Annotated in this window: 11 protein-coding genes and 1 pseudogene; 2 read left to right on the top strand and 10 right to left on the bottom strand. The window is 61.7% G+C overall.

The features are described from left to right. Nucleotides 1-161: 161 nt before the first annotated feature. Nucleotides 162-482 (bottom strand): annotated as a pseudogene (locus ACEUKI_RS08065) (transposase family protein); the annotation flags it as partial. A 121-nt stretch (nucleotides 483-603) separates the two neighbouring features. On the opposite strand from ACEUKI_RS08065, the gene ACEUKI_RS08060 reads away from it, so the two are divergent. Then, complete coding sequence (locus tag ACEUKI_RS08060; RefSeq protein ID WP_021649339.1) at nucleotides 604-1626, top strand: LacI family DNA-binding transcriptional regulator; 1023 nt, start codon at nucleotides 604-606, stop codon at nucleotides 1624-1626. Between the two features lie 14 nt (nucleotides 1627-1640). Here ACEUKI_RS08060 and ACEUKI_RS08055 read toward each other — a convergent pair whose 3' ends face one another. From ACEUKI_RS08055 to dnaB, 5 genes are all read right to left on the bottom strand, one after another. After that, nucleotides 1641-3461, bottom strand: a complete 1821-nt coding sequence (locus ACEUKI_RS08055) for an AarF/ABC1/UbiB kinase family protein (RefSeq protein WP_021649340.1) — start codon at nucleotides 3459-3461, stop codon at nucleotides 1641-1643. Next, complete coding sequence (locus ACEUKI_RS08050; protein WP_007054731.1) at nucleotides 3458-3745, bottom strand: phasin family protein; 288 nt, start codon at nucleotides 3743-3745, stop codon at nucleotides 3458-3460. Before ACEUKI_RS08050 ends, ACEUKI_RS08055 begins: the two co-directional genes overlap by 4 nt. A gap of 148 nt (nucleotides 3746-3893) precedes the next feature. Beyond that, nucleotides 3894-4646, bottom strand: a complete 753-nt coding sequence (locus ACEUKI_RS08045) for a type 1 glutamine amidotransferase (protein WP_080785498.1) — start codon at nucleotides 4644-4646, stop codon at nucleotides 3894-3896. A gap of 100 nt (nucleotides 4647-4746) precedes the next feature. Then, nucleotides 4747-6219 (bottom strand): MurT ligase domain-containing protein, encoded by a 1473-nt coding sequence (locus tag ACEUKI_RS08040; protein WP_374156690.1) that lies wholly within the window; start codon nucleotides 6217-6219, stop codon nucleotides 4747-4749. After that, nucleotides 6219-7748, bottom strand: a complete 1530-nt coding sequence (gene dnaB, locus ACEUKI_RS08035; protein ID WP_374156689.1) for a replicative DNA helicase — start codon at nucleotides 7746-7748, stop codon at nucleotides 6219-6221. Before dnaB ends, ACEUKI_RS08040 begins: the two co-directional genes overlap by 1 nt. Nucleotides 7749-7954: 206 nt before the next feature. Between dnaB and ACEUKI_RS08030 the strand changes: the two genes are divergently transcribed. Beyond that, on the top strand, nucleotides 7955-9400 hold the full coding sequence (locus ACEUKI_RS08030; RefSeq protein WP_374156692.1) for an MATE family efflux transporter: 1446 nt from the start codon (nucleotides 7955-7957) through the stop codon (nucleotides 9398-9400). Between the two features lie 33 nt (nucleotides 9401-9433). Here the strand turns inward: ACEUKI_RS08030 and ACEUKI_RS08025 are convergent, their stop codons facing one another. From ACEUKI_RS08025 to ftsY, 4 genes are all read right to left on the bottom strand, one after another. Next, entirely contained in the window at nucleotides 9434-11260 is a 1827-nt protein-coding gene (locus ACEUKI_RS08025) for a nucleotidyltransferase domain-containing protein (RefSeq protein ID WP_374156688.1), read from the bottom strand. Between the two features lie 107 nt (nucleotides 11261-11367). Beyond that, entirely contained in the window at nucleotides 11368-11706 is a 339-nt protein-coding gene (locus ACEUKI_RS08020) for a P-II family nitrogen regulator (protein WP_080785503.1), read from the bottom strand. A gap of 1 nt (nucleotide 11707) precedes the next feature. Beyond that, nucleotides 11708-13003: an ammonium transporter gene (locus tag ACEUKI_RS08015; RefSeq protein WP_374156687.1), complete on the bottom strand. Its 1296-nt coding sequence runs from the start codon at nucleotides 13001-13003 to the stop codon at nucleotides 11708-11710. Nucleotides 13004-13309: 306 nt separating this feature from the next. After that, nucleotides 13310-14596, bottom strand: coding sequence for a signal recognition particle-docking protein FtsY (ftsY, locus tag ACEUKI_RS08010; protein WP_374156686.1), 1287 nt, complete (start codon nucleotides 14594-14596; stop codon nucleotides 13310-13312). Between the last annotated feature and the right edge of the window lie 76 nt (nucleotides 14597-14672).

Genomic DNA, 14672 nt, shown 5'->3' with positions numbered 1-14672 from the left:
GCGGCGGATCAGACGGGCGGGCTCCTTCACGGGTTCGAGCCTCGAGCGCATCATCCACGAGCACAGGCGGTATAGCCCGACCCATGCCCCGGCGGGCGGGCGGCTGTCCATGCAGATGCCCTGCAGGACCTCGCGCATCCGGCACGCGCGGGCGGTCTTCAGCCGCTGCCGGGCCTGGCCCACGGGGCGGGCGCCGTCCTCGCCCCGTGCACGGGGCACGTGACGCGCGGCATGGCGGCGTGGACGAACGCCTTGTACCGGAAGAAGTCCGGATGCCGCCACACGCGTTCCCTCGTGTCATGCACCGGACAGGCGGTCTCGGGGCAGCCGGTCTCGGGGCAATGGAAGCGCGCGCCGGGCCCGAAGACGATCGCGACGCGCGGTTCCCGCCCGCCGTCGCCCGCGTCCCTGAAATCCACGGACCCGACCTTCCAAGGCTCCTGCAACTGCAACGCGTCGGTGAACAGGCAAGAGGCATCCATGCCTCCAACCCACCCGCCGGCATCACCCCACACCACAACCACCCACCACAAACAGCGAAAGGCCTGTATTTCATCGCAAAACAATGCGCTATATACCGTTGAAGAACCAAAGAATCGAGGCATGATGACCCAGCCAGCAACCGGACGGGCAGCGCGACTTGAGGATGTGGCGGCATTGGCTGGGGTCTCGCTGGCCACCGCATCCAAGGCACTGCACAACAAGCCCCGCATTAGCGAAGAAACCAAGCAGCGCGTTCTGGATGCCGCCAAGCAACTCAACTACTCCCCCAACAAACTCGCCCAATCCCTGGCCCGCGGCACCACCGGCACTATCGGCCTGGTCACCTCCGATCTGCAGGGCCGTTTCTCCACACCGATTCTTATCGGCGCGGAGAACGAACTGCGCGCCCAGTCCACCTCCGTACTGCTGGCCAACGCTCGTGGCGACGCCGCGCTGGAACGTCAGCATGTCGAGAAACTGCTGTCCCTCAAGGTCGACGGTCTACTCATCGTGCAGTGCGAAACCAACCCCAGGCCCACGCTTGGCCATGACTGGGGCGTGCCACTGGTCTACGTCTACGGCCCCTCCACCGATACCGAAGATTGTTCGGTCACCTGTGACAATGTGGACGCCGGTCGCATGGCCATCAACCATCTCATTTCTTGCGGCCGCCGACACATCGCCATTATCGGCGGCGACGAAACCTATACCGCTGCCACCGACCGTACCAAGGGTGCGCTCGAGGCACTGGCTGAGCTAGGCATCGAACCGGCCGGGCCAATCCGGTACGGCAAATGGGACGAAGGCTGGGGCCGCGCCGCCACCCGCCTGCTGCTCGATCAGGGCGTCACGTTTGATGCTGTGGTCTGCCAAAACGACCAGCTGGCCCGAGGCTGCATTGACGTGCTCAAACAGCAGGGGCTGCGCATTCCGGATGACGTCGCCGTTATCGGCCACGATAACTGGTCTGTACTGACCTCCAGCTCGAGGCCCGCACTGACGTCGATCGACAACGAAACCGAAACCATCGGACGGCGTGCGGCACGATACTTGGTCGATGCCATCGACGGCAACCCGCATCACGGTGTCGACTACGTACCCTGCCGCCTTATCCAGCGCGAATCCACCCTCCCGCTGGACTGATATCAATCGATACCCTACCGCTTCTTGGTTTTGCGGCCCTTTAAGTAGATGTCGATGACAATCCATACGCCGAGGGCGAAGGCCACGACGTAGCCCATGAAGCCGATGACCGGAATGCCGAAGATAATCGGCTTCATGCCGGCATAGTAGACAATCGACGAGCCAACGAACAAACCGACCACAATCAGGGCCATCGTCAGACGATTCACCATATCCGAAAGCAACTGGAACGGCTCTTCGGAGCCGACCAGTTCCATGTTGACGCGCAACTGACCACGGGTCAGCATACGGGCCACGGTCTTAAGTTCGGTCATGGTGCCGAGCGTGGCATGCAAAGCCTGATGCCCCTCAACGCCCAGCGACTTGATCTCGTCTTTGGTGGCGTTCTTCAGCGATTTCGACGTGGCGATATGGTCGGAAATGATTTCGATCATATTCACATCAGGAATGAACTCGTCCAGCAAGCCTTCGAGCGTAACCAACGCGCGGCCGACGGTGGTCACCGTACTGGGCACCTCGATGTTGTGGCGGCCGGCCATCTGCGTCAGTGCGGTCAGGAAGGCGGCAATGTCCAGTTCGGCCAGATCCACGGTGCCGAATTCCTTGACGATCACGTCCAGATCAGCCAGCAGTGCTGGGTAGTCCTCCGGATCGGCCTCGGTGCCGGCGAATCGCAGCAGCCCCTCGGCCAGAGCTGGCGAATCCTGTTTGGCGACGGCGAAAATCATCTCTTTGAGGACTGCACGGGTGCGCTGGTCGAGCCGACCGGTCATACCGAGGTCGATAAGTACGATCTGGCCGCCCCGGATGATGATATTGCCCGGATGTGGGTCGGCGTGGAAGAAGCCGTCGTCGAGAATCTGCGTGGCGTAATTGTCGACGAGCTTGGTGCCGATCTCCTTCAAGTCATAACCAGCATCGACGAGCTGGCCCGGGTGGGAGACGGAGATGCCGTCGATGTACTCCATGACCACCACATGCTCGGTGCACAGTTCGGCGTACACCGTCGGGCAGTCCATGTATTTGAATCGGGCGGCGAAACACTTGAATTCGGCGAGATTGCGGGCCTCGATCAGAAAGTCAGTCTCCGATTCGAAGGTGTCCCACAGCTCCTCGACCACGCCCTTCAGGTCCACGATCTGTGAGGTGCGAATCACCTTAGTGGCGGCCTTGGCTATGGAGCGCATGATGGAGACGTCCTGGGCCATGGTTTCGCGCACACCCGGGCGCTGCACTTTAATGGCCACATCTTCGCCGGTTTTCAGCGTGGCACGATGCACTTGCGCCAGTGAAGCAGAGCCCAACGGCTTGGGATCGATATGCGCGAACACCTCGTCAGCGGGACGCCCGTATTCGGCGGCAAGCACATCCAACACCGTGGAATACGGCATTGGGTCGGCGTCGGCGCGCAGTTTGGCGAGTTCGTCGCAGAAGCTTTGCGGCAGAATCTCGGAGCGCATCGACAGAATCTGGCCCACTTTGACGAACGTGGGACCGAGCGCCTCGAACATGAGGCGCATTTTGACCGGAGTCAGGCCGTGCAGCACGCCGAATTGCTCGACGATTCTGGTGATCTGCCCCAGTCGTTTGATCTTGCCACGGCGCGTCAGATGGTAGCGTGTGGCGAAATCGTTCCTGCGTCCGAACAATGCCAGCGTTTCATCGGATACGCTGGGGGTCGCCTTGTCAACGGTCCGCTTGAGCGTGTCCGACGTGTCGACGGATCGGTTCGCCGCCGCCTCACGTTCGGCTTTCGCAGGCGTCAGAATAGGGTCGCCCCTGCTGGAAAGCGGGGTCGACTCTGATTCCGGCGTAGTGCGTGTGGGCTTGGTCACTCGGCCTTGCCCTCGTCAGCGGGCTTGTCGGCGGCACTGGTGTCGGCTGCGGCGGCAGCTTTGTCGCCGGCTTCAGCGGCGGCCTTCTTGGCGTCATCCACCGTCTCGCTCACCTTGCGCTTGAGCTCGGTGTTCAGCGCCTTGCCCTGCTCGACCGTAATCTCACCCTTCTTGACGAGTTCGTCGACGAGCTCGCTGCTCTTCTCATATCCAGTGGCAAGGGCGCCGATGCCCGCCAGCAGGACCTTGCGCAGGCCATCACCCAGAAGATCAAAATCAGCCATGATACCCCTCCTTCGAGGTCCGACATGGCCTGGTGCCATGTCTCGTACCACCAAGCCTAGCGCAAACAACAGGGCAATGTACTAGACCCTCAGACTGATTTCGGCTGTTTTTTCGCTGATTGGTACTTACCGAGGACTCACCGAGAATTCACCGAGGACGTTCGGCGGCAGCCTTGCGCGCGTTGGTGGCTACTTGATCGAGCCGGGCGAGCTCCTTGGCTTGTTCGGGGGTCTGATCAGACGTATCGAACGTACCGTAACGACGAGTCACGGCAGTTTCGATAAGGAAATCGCTGATGGCGGGGTTTTTAGGCAGCAACGAGCCGTGCATGTAGGTGCCGATCACGTTGTGCACGCGCGCGCCCTCGGTATGGTCTTCGCCATTGTTGCCTCGGCCGTCCTGATCGACGGTGCCGAGTGGCTGAACACCTTCGCGCAGGAAGGTCTGGCCGGAGTGGTTCTCGTAGCCAATCACATCGCCGAACTGGTCGGAATGCTCAACAAGATTGCCGATCATACGCACGTTCTGGCCCACGGTATAAGCACCGATAACGCCGATGCCGTCCAGACGGGTGCCGTCCACGGTTTCAAAGTACTCGCCAAACAGCTGGTACAGGCCGCAGATCATCAGCATCGGTGTACCGCCTGCGGCGAGCGAACGCAACAGGTCGGCGCGATGGTAGAAGTCGTCGATGATTTTCTTCTGGCCGGTGTCTTGGCCGCCGCCTCCCAGAATAAGGTCCACCTGGTCGGGCCAGTCGTCGCCTTGATTGTACTGGTGGACGACCGGTTCGTAACCGTACAGTTCCAGCCGGCGGCGGATAGTCAGCACGTTGCCGGAATCGCCGTAGATGTTCATGTCTTTGGGATACAGGGACACCACATCAATTGTTCTGGCCATGTCACGTTCTCCTTGTCGATGTCTTCCCGCTAAGGGGAAGTCTTATTCCTCACCATGTCCTCCCGCAGGCGGGAGGTGGCGCGCGAGCGCCGGAGAGTGGTTACTTACCCACACCCGCGTCCCATACTTCGGTGATGCAGCCCAGTACGGCGCGGGTTTTGAGCATGGCGGTGTAGGTGCAGTAGATGTGCTTGCGTGTGCCGGGATTGGCGTTGACGAATGCGGTGACCGCCTGTTCGAGGTCGGTGTTCGTATCGGCGACTGGCACTTGGTCGTGCCCCAAGCGCAATGCCATGTCCCAGGCACGCACGCCGGAGACCATGGCGACACCGGACGCGCGCAAAGAGGTGAAGTCCACGTCCCATAGCCAGCTCATGTCGCGGCCGTCGGCATACTCGTCGTTGATGGCGATCATGGTGTCCGCGTTGGTCGGGTCGAAGCTGGCGAGCGAGAGGCGGAAGCCCATCGGGTTCTTGACCAGCAACAGTTCGATCGGGGAACCGTTGACGTCGATGACCTCGCCACGGCCGAAAGCCGGCGTGACGCGGGAAACGGCGGCGATGAGCTCGTCGGCGGACACGGCGCAGGCGTTGGTTACGGCGGTGGCCTTGGATGCGGCGGCATTGTCTTGCATCACCGCACGTACCACGGCAAGCGCGGCGGCCGCGTTGTACAGGTTGTAGACGCCTTCAAGCTTGACGTCGGCGGCGTAGCCCTGACCGTCCATCTGGAAGGCAGCCTTGTGGTCGCCCACGGCGGTAAGTGTCACGTCGGCGGGAAGTTCTGCCATGCCTGCGGAAGCTCCTCTCAGTCCGCTTCGCGGACTGAGAGGAGTTCTGACTGAGGAGAGCGGCCCGGCCACACCTTCCACCGACACGGTCGTGGCCATGTCGTCATCGGACGGGAAATAGTGGCGCAAATCGTCGGCGAGGCCGAAGTATCGCACTGTGGTGTCAGCCGGGGCCTTTGCGGCGAGCGCGGCGATACGCGGGTCCTCGCGGTTCAGTACCACAGTGCCGGTAGTCGTCGCAGCCACATGGCTGAGCAGTTTGGCCGTGGTGTCGATTTCACCGAATCGGTCAAGCTGATCGCGCATCACGTTCAGCAGCAACGCATAACGGGGCTTGACCTGCTTGACGAAGTGGACGGCGTACGCCTCATCGAGCTCAAGTACGGCGATGTCCGCGTCCAATTTGCCGCCGAGCGTGACTTCGGTGAGCAGTGCGGAGACCACGCCGCGCACGAAGTTCGAGCCGGTCGGATTGGTGAACACCTTCAATCCCAGATCGGAGAGCATCGAGGCGACCATGCGGGTGGTGGTGGTCTTGCCGTTCGTGCCGGACACCAATACCACACCAAGCGGCAACTGCCCGAGCGTACGGGTCAGGAAGCCGGGGTCAATCTTTTCTACGACTTTGCCAGGCAAAGCCGAACCGCCATGTTTGGTGACGCGGGATGCAAACCGCACGAAGCGGCCTGCGGCCACGGTGGCGAACGCATACCACGGTTTGCAGGTCTGCACCACGGACGATTGGTCTTGCGAAACATCGCGTGAAACGTTGCTTGCCATCATCACACCCCCTGATTGCTGTTGTAGTCCTGCGGCATGTCCTTGAATTTGGACGTGGCACCGAGGAAGGCGAGGTGGAAGGTTTCGGTCGGGCCGTTACGGTGCTTGGCCATAATGATATCGGCCTCGCCGGGGCGGTCTTCCTTGTCGTAGAAGTCAGGGCGGTGGACCAGGAACACCACGTCGGCGTCCTGTTCGATTGAGCCGGATTCACGCAGGTCGGAGAGCTGCGGTTTCTTGTCGTTACGCATTTCCGGGCCACGGTTCAGCTGGGAAAGGGCCACAACCGGCACTTCGAGTTCCTTGGCCAAGAGCTTCAGGGCACGGGAGAATTCGGACACCTCTTGCTGGCGGGATTCCACGGCCTTGCCCGAGGTCATCAGCTGCAGGTAGTCGATGACTACGAGTTTCAGATCGTTGGTCTGCTTCAGACGACGGCATTTCGCACGGATCTCCATGAGGCTCATGTTCGGGCTGTCGTCAATGAACAGTGGCGCGTTCTGCATCTTGGTCCAGAACTGGTTCAGGGTGTTCCAGCGTTCGGGGGTGATGTCGTCGGCGCGGCGCAGGGCGGCCATCGGAATATTGGTTTCGGCGGAGATAATACGCTGAGCGAGCTCCACCTTGCTCATCTCCAAGCTGAAGACCACGGAAGTCATATTGTGGTGCAACGCGGCGGCGCGGGCGAAGTCGATGCCGAGCGTGGACTTACCCATGGCCGGACGTCCTGCGACGACGGCCATCTGTCCGGGCTGCAGGCCCTGGGTCACGTCGTCGATGTCGCGGAAGCCGGTCGGCACGCCCTTGTTGACGAGGCCCTGCTGCAGTTTGTCCAGCTGGTCGAGCGCGTCGTGGACCACCGGGCCGATGGCGGCATAGTCCTGACGCACCTTGCCCATCGACATCTCGTAGATCTCGGACTGGGCGAGGTTAACCACATCCTCAGCCTGCGATCCCTCGGCGGAATAGCCAAGCTGGGCGATTTTGGTGCCGGCGGCGATCACATTGCGCAAAATGGCCCGCTGATGGACGATCTCCGCGTAGTACATGGCATTAGCGGCGGTCGGTACGGATGCGACAAGGCTGTGCAGATAGTCCGCGCCGCCGATCTTGTCGAGGTTGCCATCCGCCAACAGCTGGTTGGCCACGAGCACCACGTCCACCGGCTGACTGGCGGAAAACAGATCGATGATCGCGTTATAGATCGTCTGATGCTTGGGCTGGTAGAAATCGGTGACGTCAATGGTCTGCGAGACCTCGCCGATGGCATCCTTACTCATCAGCATGCCGCCGAGCACGGCCATTTCCGCGTCGTCATCATGCGGGGGCACGCGGTCGAAAATCGGGTCGCCGGCCGCCGCCGACGTCTGCGCGCCGCCCCGGCCCGCGCGGTCGCCACGATCGCCACGATCCGAGCCACCGCCGAACCCATTCTGATACGAGTGTTCACTTCCTTCTGGCATAGCCTCCAAGTATAGGATGTGGCGTGGCAGGTGAACGATATCGTATGGAAACGAAACGGTTGCCCGCATCGGTTCATTCCTTATTCACCCATGAGTCAGCGCCGCGACACGCGGAGAGGGTAAATGTGGATAGAAAAATAAGTTATCCACATTTTGGGGATAATTCTGGGGATAATCCACTAAGTTATCCACATACTGGGGATAACTTGGTGGATAGTCTGGGGATAACATTCCGCGCCCACAACAGGTGCTTGCGCAACGCAGTCAGGCGTGATATGCGTGTGAGCGTGCCCATAGACTCTTCCGACGCCAAAGCCACCAGTTCCGGCGATACCACACACCGCGATGGCTTCGGCACCCCGCATGCTGGCGCAAACACAAACGTCAGCAACGGCCCGACCGACGCCCGCGCCACCAACCGCCGGATCATGGCGCTGGCCCTGCCGACCTTCGGCCAGCTCATCGCCGAACCGACCTTCATCCTTATCGACACAGCCATCGTCGGCCATATCGGGGATGCGGCGTTGGCCGGCCTGTCAATCGGCTCCACCATCATCCTCACGGCAGTCGGACTATGCATATTCCTGGCCTACTCGACCACTGCGCAGGTGGCACATCTGCTGGGAGCGGGTCGTCGTCGCGAGGGACTGCAGGCAGGCATTGACGGCCTGTGGCTGGCCTTGAGCATCGGCACCGTACTGGGATTGGGATTGTTCGCGGCTGCCGAGCCATTATGCCGGGCACTGGGCGGTCAGGGCGAAGTATTGGAACAAGCCGTGACCTATACGCGCGCAATCGTGCTGGGTGCGCCAGGCATGCTGATGGTATATGCGGCGAACGGCATTTTCCGAGGATTGCAGAAGGTTCGTATCACGCTGATCGCTGCGGTGGGCGGCGCGGTGGTGAACACGGTGCTTGATGTGTTGTTCGTTATTGTGCTGAATTGGGGCATTGCCGGCTCCGGAGTGGCGACGCTGGTAGCTCAGTGGTTCATGGGGCTGTTTCTGGTGATTCCCGCCATTCTGTGGTCCCGGGCGGATGGTGCGAGTCTGCGGCCTCGTTTGGCCGGTATTGCGGCAGCCGGGGGCGACGGACTGCCATTGTTCATTCGCACATTGGCGATTCGTGCGGCCATGGTGACTACGGTCGCCTGTGCCGCGCGCATGGGTACTGCCGTGTTGGCCGGGTTTCAGGCCGTGAACTCCTCTTGGAATTTTGCGATGAACATGCTGGATTCCGTGGGCATCGCCGGCCAGACGCTGGTGGCCACAACGCTGGGCGCTGGCAGCGTGCAGCAGGCGCGGTGGCTGACGCGGGCGACCGGGCGTGCGGGGCTGGTCACCGGCGCGGTAATCGGCACGGCTTTTGCGGTAGTCGGCCTGTTCGCCGGGCACTTCTTCTCCCCTACGCCACATATTCAGACGCTGATTGCCGTGGGCATGGTGACGATGGGCATCTTCTTCCCGCTGCAAGGCTGGATGATGGCAATCGACGGCATTCTTATCGGCGCGCGCGACTACCGCTATCTGGCCGGCACATGCACGCTGACCGCCGTGGTGTATGTGACGCTCATACTCATACTGGCCAATATGGTGACGCCGGCGCTGACGAGCGACCTGATGCGTACCGCCGTACTCTGGGCCGCGTTCAACGTGGTGCTCATGGGCGGGCGCGGCCTGTCCAACGGGCTGCGCGTGCGCTCGGACGCATGGGTGAAGTAGGTATCGGCCGCGCAAAGCGCTGGGCGATTCCGTTTACATCGCGGCGCGGGCGGCGGAATACATGCCGCGCACGATCTGTTCGCGCCACTTGGACCAGCCGTATTGCTTGGTGATGGTCTCACCGGCGGTGGCACCGAGCGAGGAGCCGTCGGCCCGGGTCAGGTCGAACAGCATATCCAGCAGCATCTTGTCGTGGTGCAAACGGTCGGCCAACTCCTCCGCCACGGCCGGATCATAAGGGTCCTTACCCGTGGCAAATTCGGATAGGGTCAAATGCTCACGCACCAGCACGGTGGCCCAGTCGACGATGTCCGACGCGTAGCCCATACGCTTGAGAATCACCGGCACATGGCGGGCACCCTCGGCGGCGTGATCGGCCACGAACGCGCGCTTGCCGATGTCATGGGTGATACCGGCCAACAGCAATGCCTTGAAATGATCGTCATCGTACCGTCCACCGGACGGTGTCTCGCGCCCCAGACGCGACGCGACCTCCACCATATGCCGATCGATGGTGTATCGGTGGGCGGCCGAGGCGGACGGACGGTTGCGGACGCCGAGCCATTCCGGCATCCATCGACCCGGAATGTCCACGAAGTCGATGCTCTCCCACACTTCCATAAGATTCGATCCGCACGCAAGCAGACGAATAAACAGCTCGCGCGATTCGTCATCCCACTGGTTGTCGTGAATCGGGCAGTGCTTCATATTAACCAAGGTAGACGGGTTGATAGGAAGACCGAATTCGCCGGCCGCCACGGCCATACGCAACGCCAGCTTGGCATCCTTGGCAGGCTCGGCACCGAGTGCCAACACCAATTCGCCTTCGTGCTTGGCCACGCCGGGAGCCACCACGTCGAATTGCGGGGCTTCGCGCTTGCCGCCAGAGCGCTGAGAGAACATCTGGAAGAACGCGAATCGCGGCTTTTCGTGGGTCAGCGAATGTTCGGCGCGGGAAGCGGTGGAATCGAGCGAGAAGGAGATGCGCCGACCGATACGGGCAAGTAGCGTCTGCAAATCGTCGATCGAGTAGGCGGCGCGCTCGTTTTCGGGCCAAGTCGGATCGGCAAGGCCAAGCATGGCAGCCACTTTGGCCTGATAGGGCGTCAGCATCAGGTTGGTATCCTTGCCGGCCACCAGATGGATGCAGTCGCGTACGTCGAGCAGACGTTCCACAGCTTCGTCGTAGATGCCGTGCGGGCGGTCGGCCAGCCATGAGGCAGCGAGCGCGGAGACGAGCACCGAATCGCGCAAACCCCCACGGGCCTCCTTGATGTCGGGCTGATTGACGTATTGGAGGCGGCCGAATTCGTCGAGTCGGGCTTTGGCGGAGTCGAGCAGTTCGGGCAGGCGCTTGCGGACGGCCTTGCGCCAGCGTTCGAGGATGGACGTGGCGGTGGTGGTGATCAGAGCGGTGTCACCGGCGATGGGCTTCACGTCCAGCCAGCCCATGGCGGCGGGAAGGTCATGGTCGGTGACTTCCTCGCATTGGGCGCGCGTGCGGATGGAGTGGTCGAGGTCCAGACCGCTGTCCCATAGCGGGTACCAGAGTTTGTTGGCCAACTCGTTGAGCTGCTGGTCGTTCAACGTGCGAGGCTCGTAGATGATGACCAGGTCGAGGTCGGAGCTGGGGCCCAGTTGGCCACGTGCCAGCGAGCCTACCGCGGCGAAGCCGATGCCAGAGTCGGGCACGGGGAAAGAGACATCCTTGCAGGCCGCATTCCACAGCTCCGTGAGGCATTGCATGGCCAGTTCCGTGCGAGCCTTGCGCTTGGTCGCACCATTCCGGTAGACGCCGTCGTCATCCGGCTGGCTCATATCCATGAATCGTTGTTTCAAGCCATCTACTGCTGAAGTCATTGCTTCATCTTTCATTGCCAAAAAGTCCCCGCACGGCGTTCAATTCGCGGCGTGCGGGGACCTTTCCTATGCAGTCCATCCCCTTCTAGGCATGGACGTCTGTGTTATCAGATCGCGGCGGAACCGGTCTCACCGGTACGCACGCGGGCCACGGAGTCCAGCGGAGCGACCCACACCTTGCCGTCACCGATGGTGCCGGTGCCGGCGGACTTGATGATCACACCGACCAGCGTCTCGGCGTCGGCGTCATCAGCCAGCACTTCAACGCGAATCTTCGGAATCAGGTCCACAGTGTATTCAGCGCCACGGTAGACCTCAGTGTGGCCGCGCTGGCGGCCGTAGCCGTTGGCCTCGGACACGGTCAGACCGTGCACGCCGGCGGCCGCGAGGGCCTCCTTGACATCGTCGAGCTTATGAGGCTGAATGATAGCGGTGATCAGCTTCATTTCACTTCACCTCCTTGAGGACGGAGCTGGCAGTACCAACAAAATCGTAAGCACGTTCGCCCTGGTCGGCAAGATCGATGCCGCCGACTTCCTGAGCTTCGGTGACGCGCCAACCGATGGTCTTCTCCAGAGCGAAGGCGATGATCGCGGTGATCACTGCGGAGTAGAGGATGGCGACGAAAGCGATGACCAGCTGAACGACGAGCTGCTTCCAGTCGCCACCAGCCAGCAGACCGGTGCCTTCACCGAAGAAGCCGATGAGGATGGTGCCGGTGAAACCACCAACGCCATGCACGCCGACGACGTCGAGGGAGTCATCGTAGCCGAACTTGAACTTGAGACCGCAGGCCAGGCAGGTCAGGACACCAGCGATGGCGCCCATCACGATGGCCCACAGCGGGGAGACCACATCGGCGGCCGGGGTGATGGCAACCAGGCCGGCGACCATACCCGAGGCGGCACCCATGGCGGTGTAGTGACCGGAGCGAATCTTCTCGGTGAAGCCCCAAGAGAGCATTGCGGCTGCGGCGGCGGCGGAGGTGGAAACCCAAGCGTAGCCAGCGGTACCGTTGGCGGCGAAGGCGGAACCAGCGTTGAAGCCGAACCAGCCGAACCACAGTAGGAAGGCGCCGAGCATCACGAACGGCACGTTGTGCGGGCGGAACGGCTGCGTGCCGAAGCCCTTACGCTTGCCGATGATGAGCACGATAATCAAGGCGGCGACTGCGGCGTTGATGTGCACCACGGTACCACCTGCGAAATCGTGGGCGGCCGCGCCGATGGCCTTGGAGATGGCGCCGCCAGCAGACAGCAGACCACCGTTCCAGACCATGTGGGCCATAGGAGCGTAGTCGAAGGTGACCCACAGCGCCACGAAGATCATCCAGGTGCTGTACTTCACACGCTCGGCGATGGCGCCGCAGATCAGGCCTACGGTAATCATCGCGAAAGCGACCTGGAAGGCGACGTCCACGGAAACCGGGTAGTTGTTGCCGTTCAGACCGGTGGCGGTGAACACGCCGTCCTGGGCGACCATGGAGTCCTTCAGCAGGAAGCCGCTGGCCGGATCGCCGAAGATGCCGCCGATGTCGGAACCGGCGTAAGCAATCGACCAACCCCACAGGGTCCAGATAATCATGGTGACCGACAGCGCGGCCGCCTCAAGCATCAGCATGTTCAGGACGGCCTTGGCACGAACCATACCGCCGTAGAAGAACGCCACACCAGGCGTCATGAGGAAAACCAAGGACGCGGATGTCAGGATCCATGCGGTGTTACCGGAATCAATCGCTCCCATGTCTACCTCCCTCTCTTTCATTCAGGGCACCGGGGCTTTGCGCGGCCGGCGTCGACTTTGTCTCTACAATGCCGTCCCCCTTGTGGGGGCTAACAGTTCGTCAGTAAAAGCCGGTCTCGTTTTGGTTTCGTTACGGCAAGTTACGCGATTGTTAAGCGCACCTGACAGTCAGGTTGATGTCGGGTGGGCTGATTCCGGCATGATTCCAACAGATATGGGAAAGCCCCGAATCATGTTTCGAATATGATTCGGGACTAGGTTTGGTGCGTTGCGGGCGTTTCCCGCGCCCACAACGTGGACGTTGGCTTACGCGAGAATGCCGTCCACGAAACCTTCGGGATCGAAAGGTGCCAAATCGTCCGGACCTTCACCAAGACCGACGAGCTTGACCGGCACGCCGAGCTCCTTCTGCACGCTGATCACGATGCCGCCCTTGGCGGAACCGTCAAGCTTGGAGAGCACCACACCGGTAATGCCGATGGCTTCGGCGAACACCTTGGCCTGGGCCATGCCGTTTTGGCCGGTGGTGGCGTCGAGCACGAGCAGCACTTCATCCACCGGCAGGTTCTTTTCGGTAACACGGCGAATCTTGCCGAGCTCGTCCATCAGGTTCGACTTGTTCTGCAGTCGGCCGGCAGTATCGATGATGAGCACGTCCGCGTTCGCTTCCTTGGCCTTGGCGGATGCCTCAAAGGCGACGGATGCCGGGTCGGCACCGTCCTTGTCGGAGCGGACGACGGGCACATTGACGCGTGCGCCCCAGGTTTCGAGCTGGTCGGCGGCGGCCGCGCGGAAGGTGTCGGCCGCGCCCATCATGACCTGCTTGTTTTCGGCCACGAACAGTCGAGCCAGTTTGCCGGCCGTGGTGGTCTTGCCGGTGCCGTTGACGCCGACCATGATGATGACGCTGGGCTTGGCGGCACCCGGCTTTTCGGCATCGAGGCGGCGGTCCGTATCTCGACCGACCAGATCGAGCAGCTTCTCCTTGAGCGTGGCGCGTACTTCGGCTGGGTCGGCTTTACCAGTGATGCGGGCGTCGGTTCTCAGGTCATCGACCAGTTGGGCGGAAGCATCCGCACCGACGTCGGCAAGCAGCAGTGTGTCTTCGACGTCTTCCCAATCGGCCTCGGAGAGATTGTCTTTGGCGAGGATGTCGAACAGGACCTTGCCGAACGGGTTGCCGGACTTGGCAAGTTTTGCCTTGAGTCGGGTCAGTCGAGAGCCGACCGATTCGGGGGTTTCAGGTTTGGCGGGAGTGGGCTTGGAGGCAGGTTGGGGCTCGGGCTTGGGAGCAGCTGCCGGTTCGGGTTCGGCCTGCACGGCTGACGCGGACTCGGCTTTGACCGATTCGGCTGACTTGACCGGCTCGGCGGCAGTCGCGGCAGTCGCAGCCTTAGCTTCCTCGGCTTCGGCGGCCAGCCGAGCGTCGGCGGCGGCCTTGGCATCGCGGATCTTCTTGTTGTCGGGGGCAGCTTTGCCCATTGCACGATCCAAATCGCGCTTGCGGGACTTGCCCCACCAGATGCTCAGGGCGATTACGATAACCGCCGCCACAATCACGCCGAGAACGGCGAGCACAGTATTCATATCCATACCTGTCAAGTCTAGCCCGCAGATGGAATCCCATACGAATTCGGCAGTCTCAGGCCGACAATTCCACCCGGCGACT

The sequence above is a fragment of the Bifidobacterium sp. 2450 genome, from assembly GCF_041900695.1.
GTDB classification, from domain to species: domain Bacteria; phylum Actinomycetota; class Actinomycetes; order Actinomycetales; family Bifidobacteriaceae; genus Bifidobacterium; species Bifidobacterium longum.
Note: the sequence above shows the minus strand (reverse complement) of the source record. Positions and strands in the feature narration are given on the sequence as shown.

Excerpts from the sequence above, each read along its gene's own strand:
- ACEUKI_RS08025 (WP_374156688.1), bottom strand. The coding sequence starts at position 11,260 with ATGACTTCAGCAGTAGATGGCTTGAAACAACGATTCATGGATATGAGC.
- ACEUKI_RS08045 (WP_080785498.1), bottom strand. The coding sequence starts at position 4,646 with ATGGCCAGAACAATTGATGTGGTGTCCCTGTATCCCAAAGACATGAAC.
- ACEUKI_RS08015 (WP_374156687.1), bottom strand. The coding sequence starts at position 13,003 with ATGGGAGCGATTGATTCCGGTAACACCGCATGGATCCTGACATCCGCG.
- ACEUKI_RS08030 (WP_374156692.1), top strand. The coding sequence starts at position 7,955 with ATGCGTGTGAGCGTGCCCATAGACTCTTCCGACGCCAAAGCCACCAGT.
- ACEUKI_RS08050 (WP_007054731.1), bottom strand. The coding sequence starts at position 3,745 with ATGGCTGATTTTGATCTTCTGGGTGATGGCCTGCGCAAGGTCCTGCTG.
- ACEUKI_RS08040 (WP_374156690.1), bottom strand. The coding sequence starts at position 6,219 with ATGATGGCAAGCAACGTTTCACGCGATGTTTCGCAAGACCAATCGTCC.
- ftsY (WP_374156686.1), bottom strand. The coding sequence starts at position 14,596 with ATGGATATGAATACTGTGCTCGCCGTTCTCGGCGTGATTGTGGCGGCG.
- ACEUKI_RS08060 (WP_021649339.1), top strand. The coding sequence starts at position 604 with ATGATGACCCAGCCAGCAACCGGACGGGCAGCGCGACTTGAGGATGTG.
- ACEUKI_RS08020 (WP_080785503.1), bottom strand. The coding sequence starts at position 11,706 with ATGAAGCTGATCACCGCTATCATTCAGCCTCATAAGCTCGACGATGTC.
- dnaB (WP_374156689.1), bottom strand. The coding sequence starts at position 7,748 with ATGCGGGCAACCGTTTCGTTTCCATACGATATCGTTCACCTGCCACGC.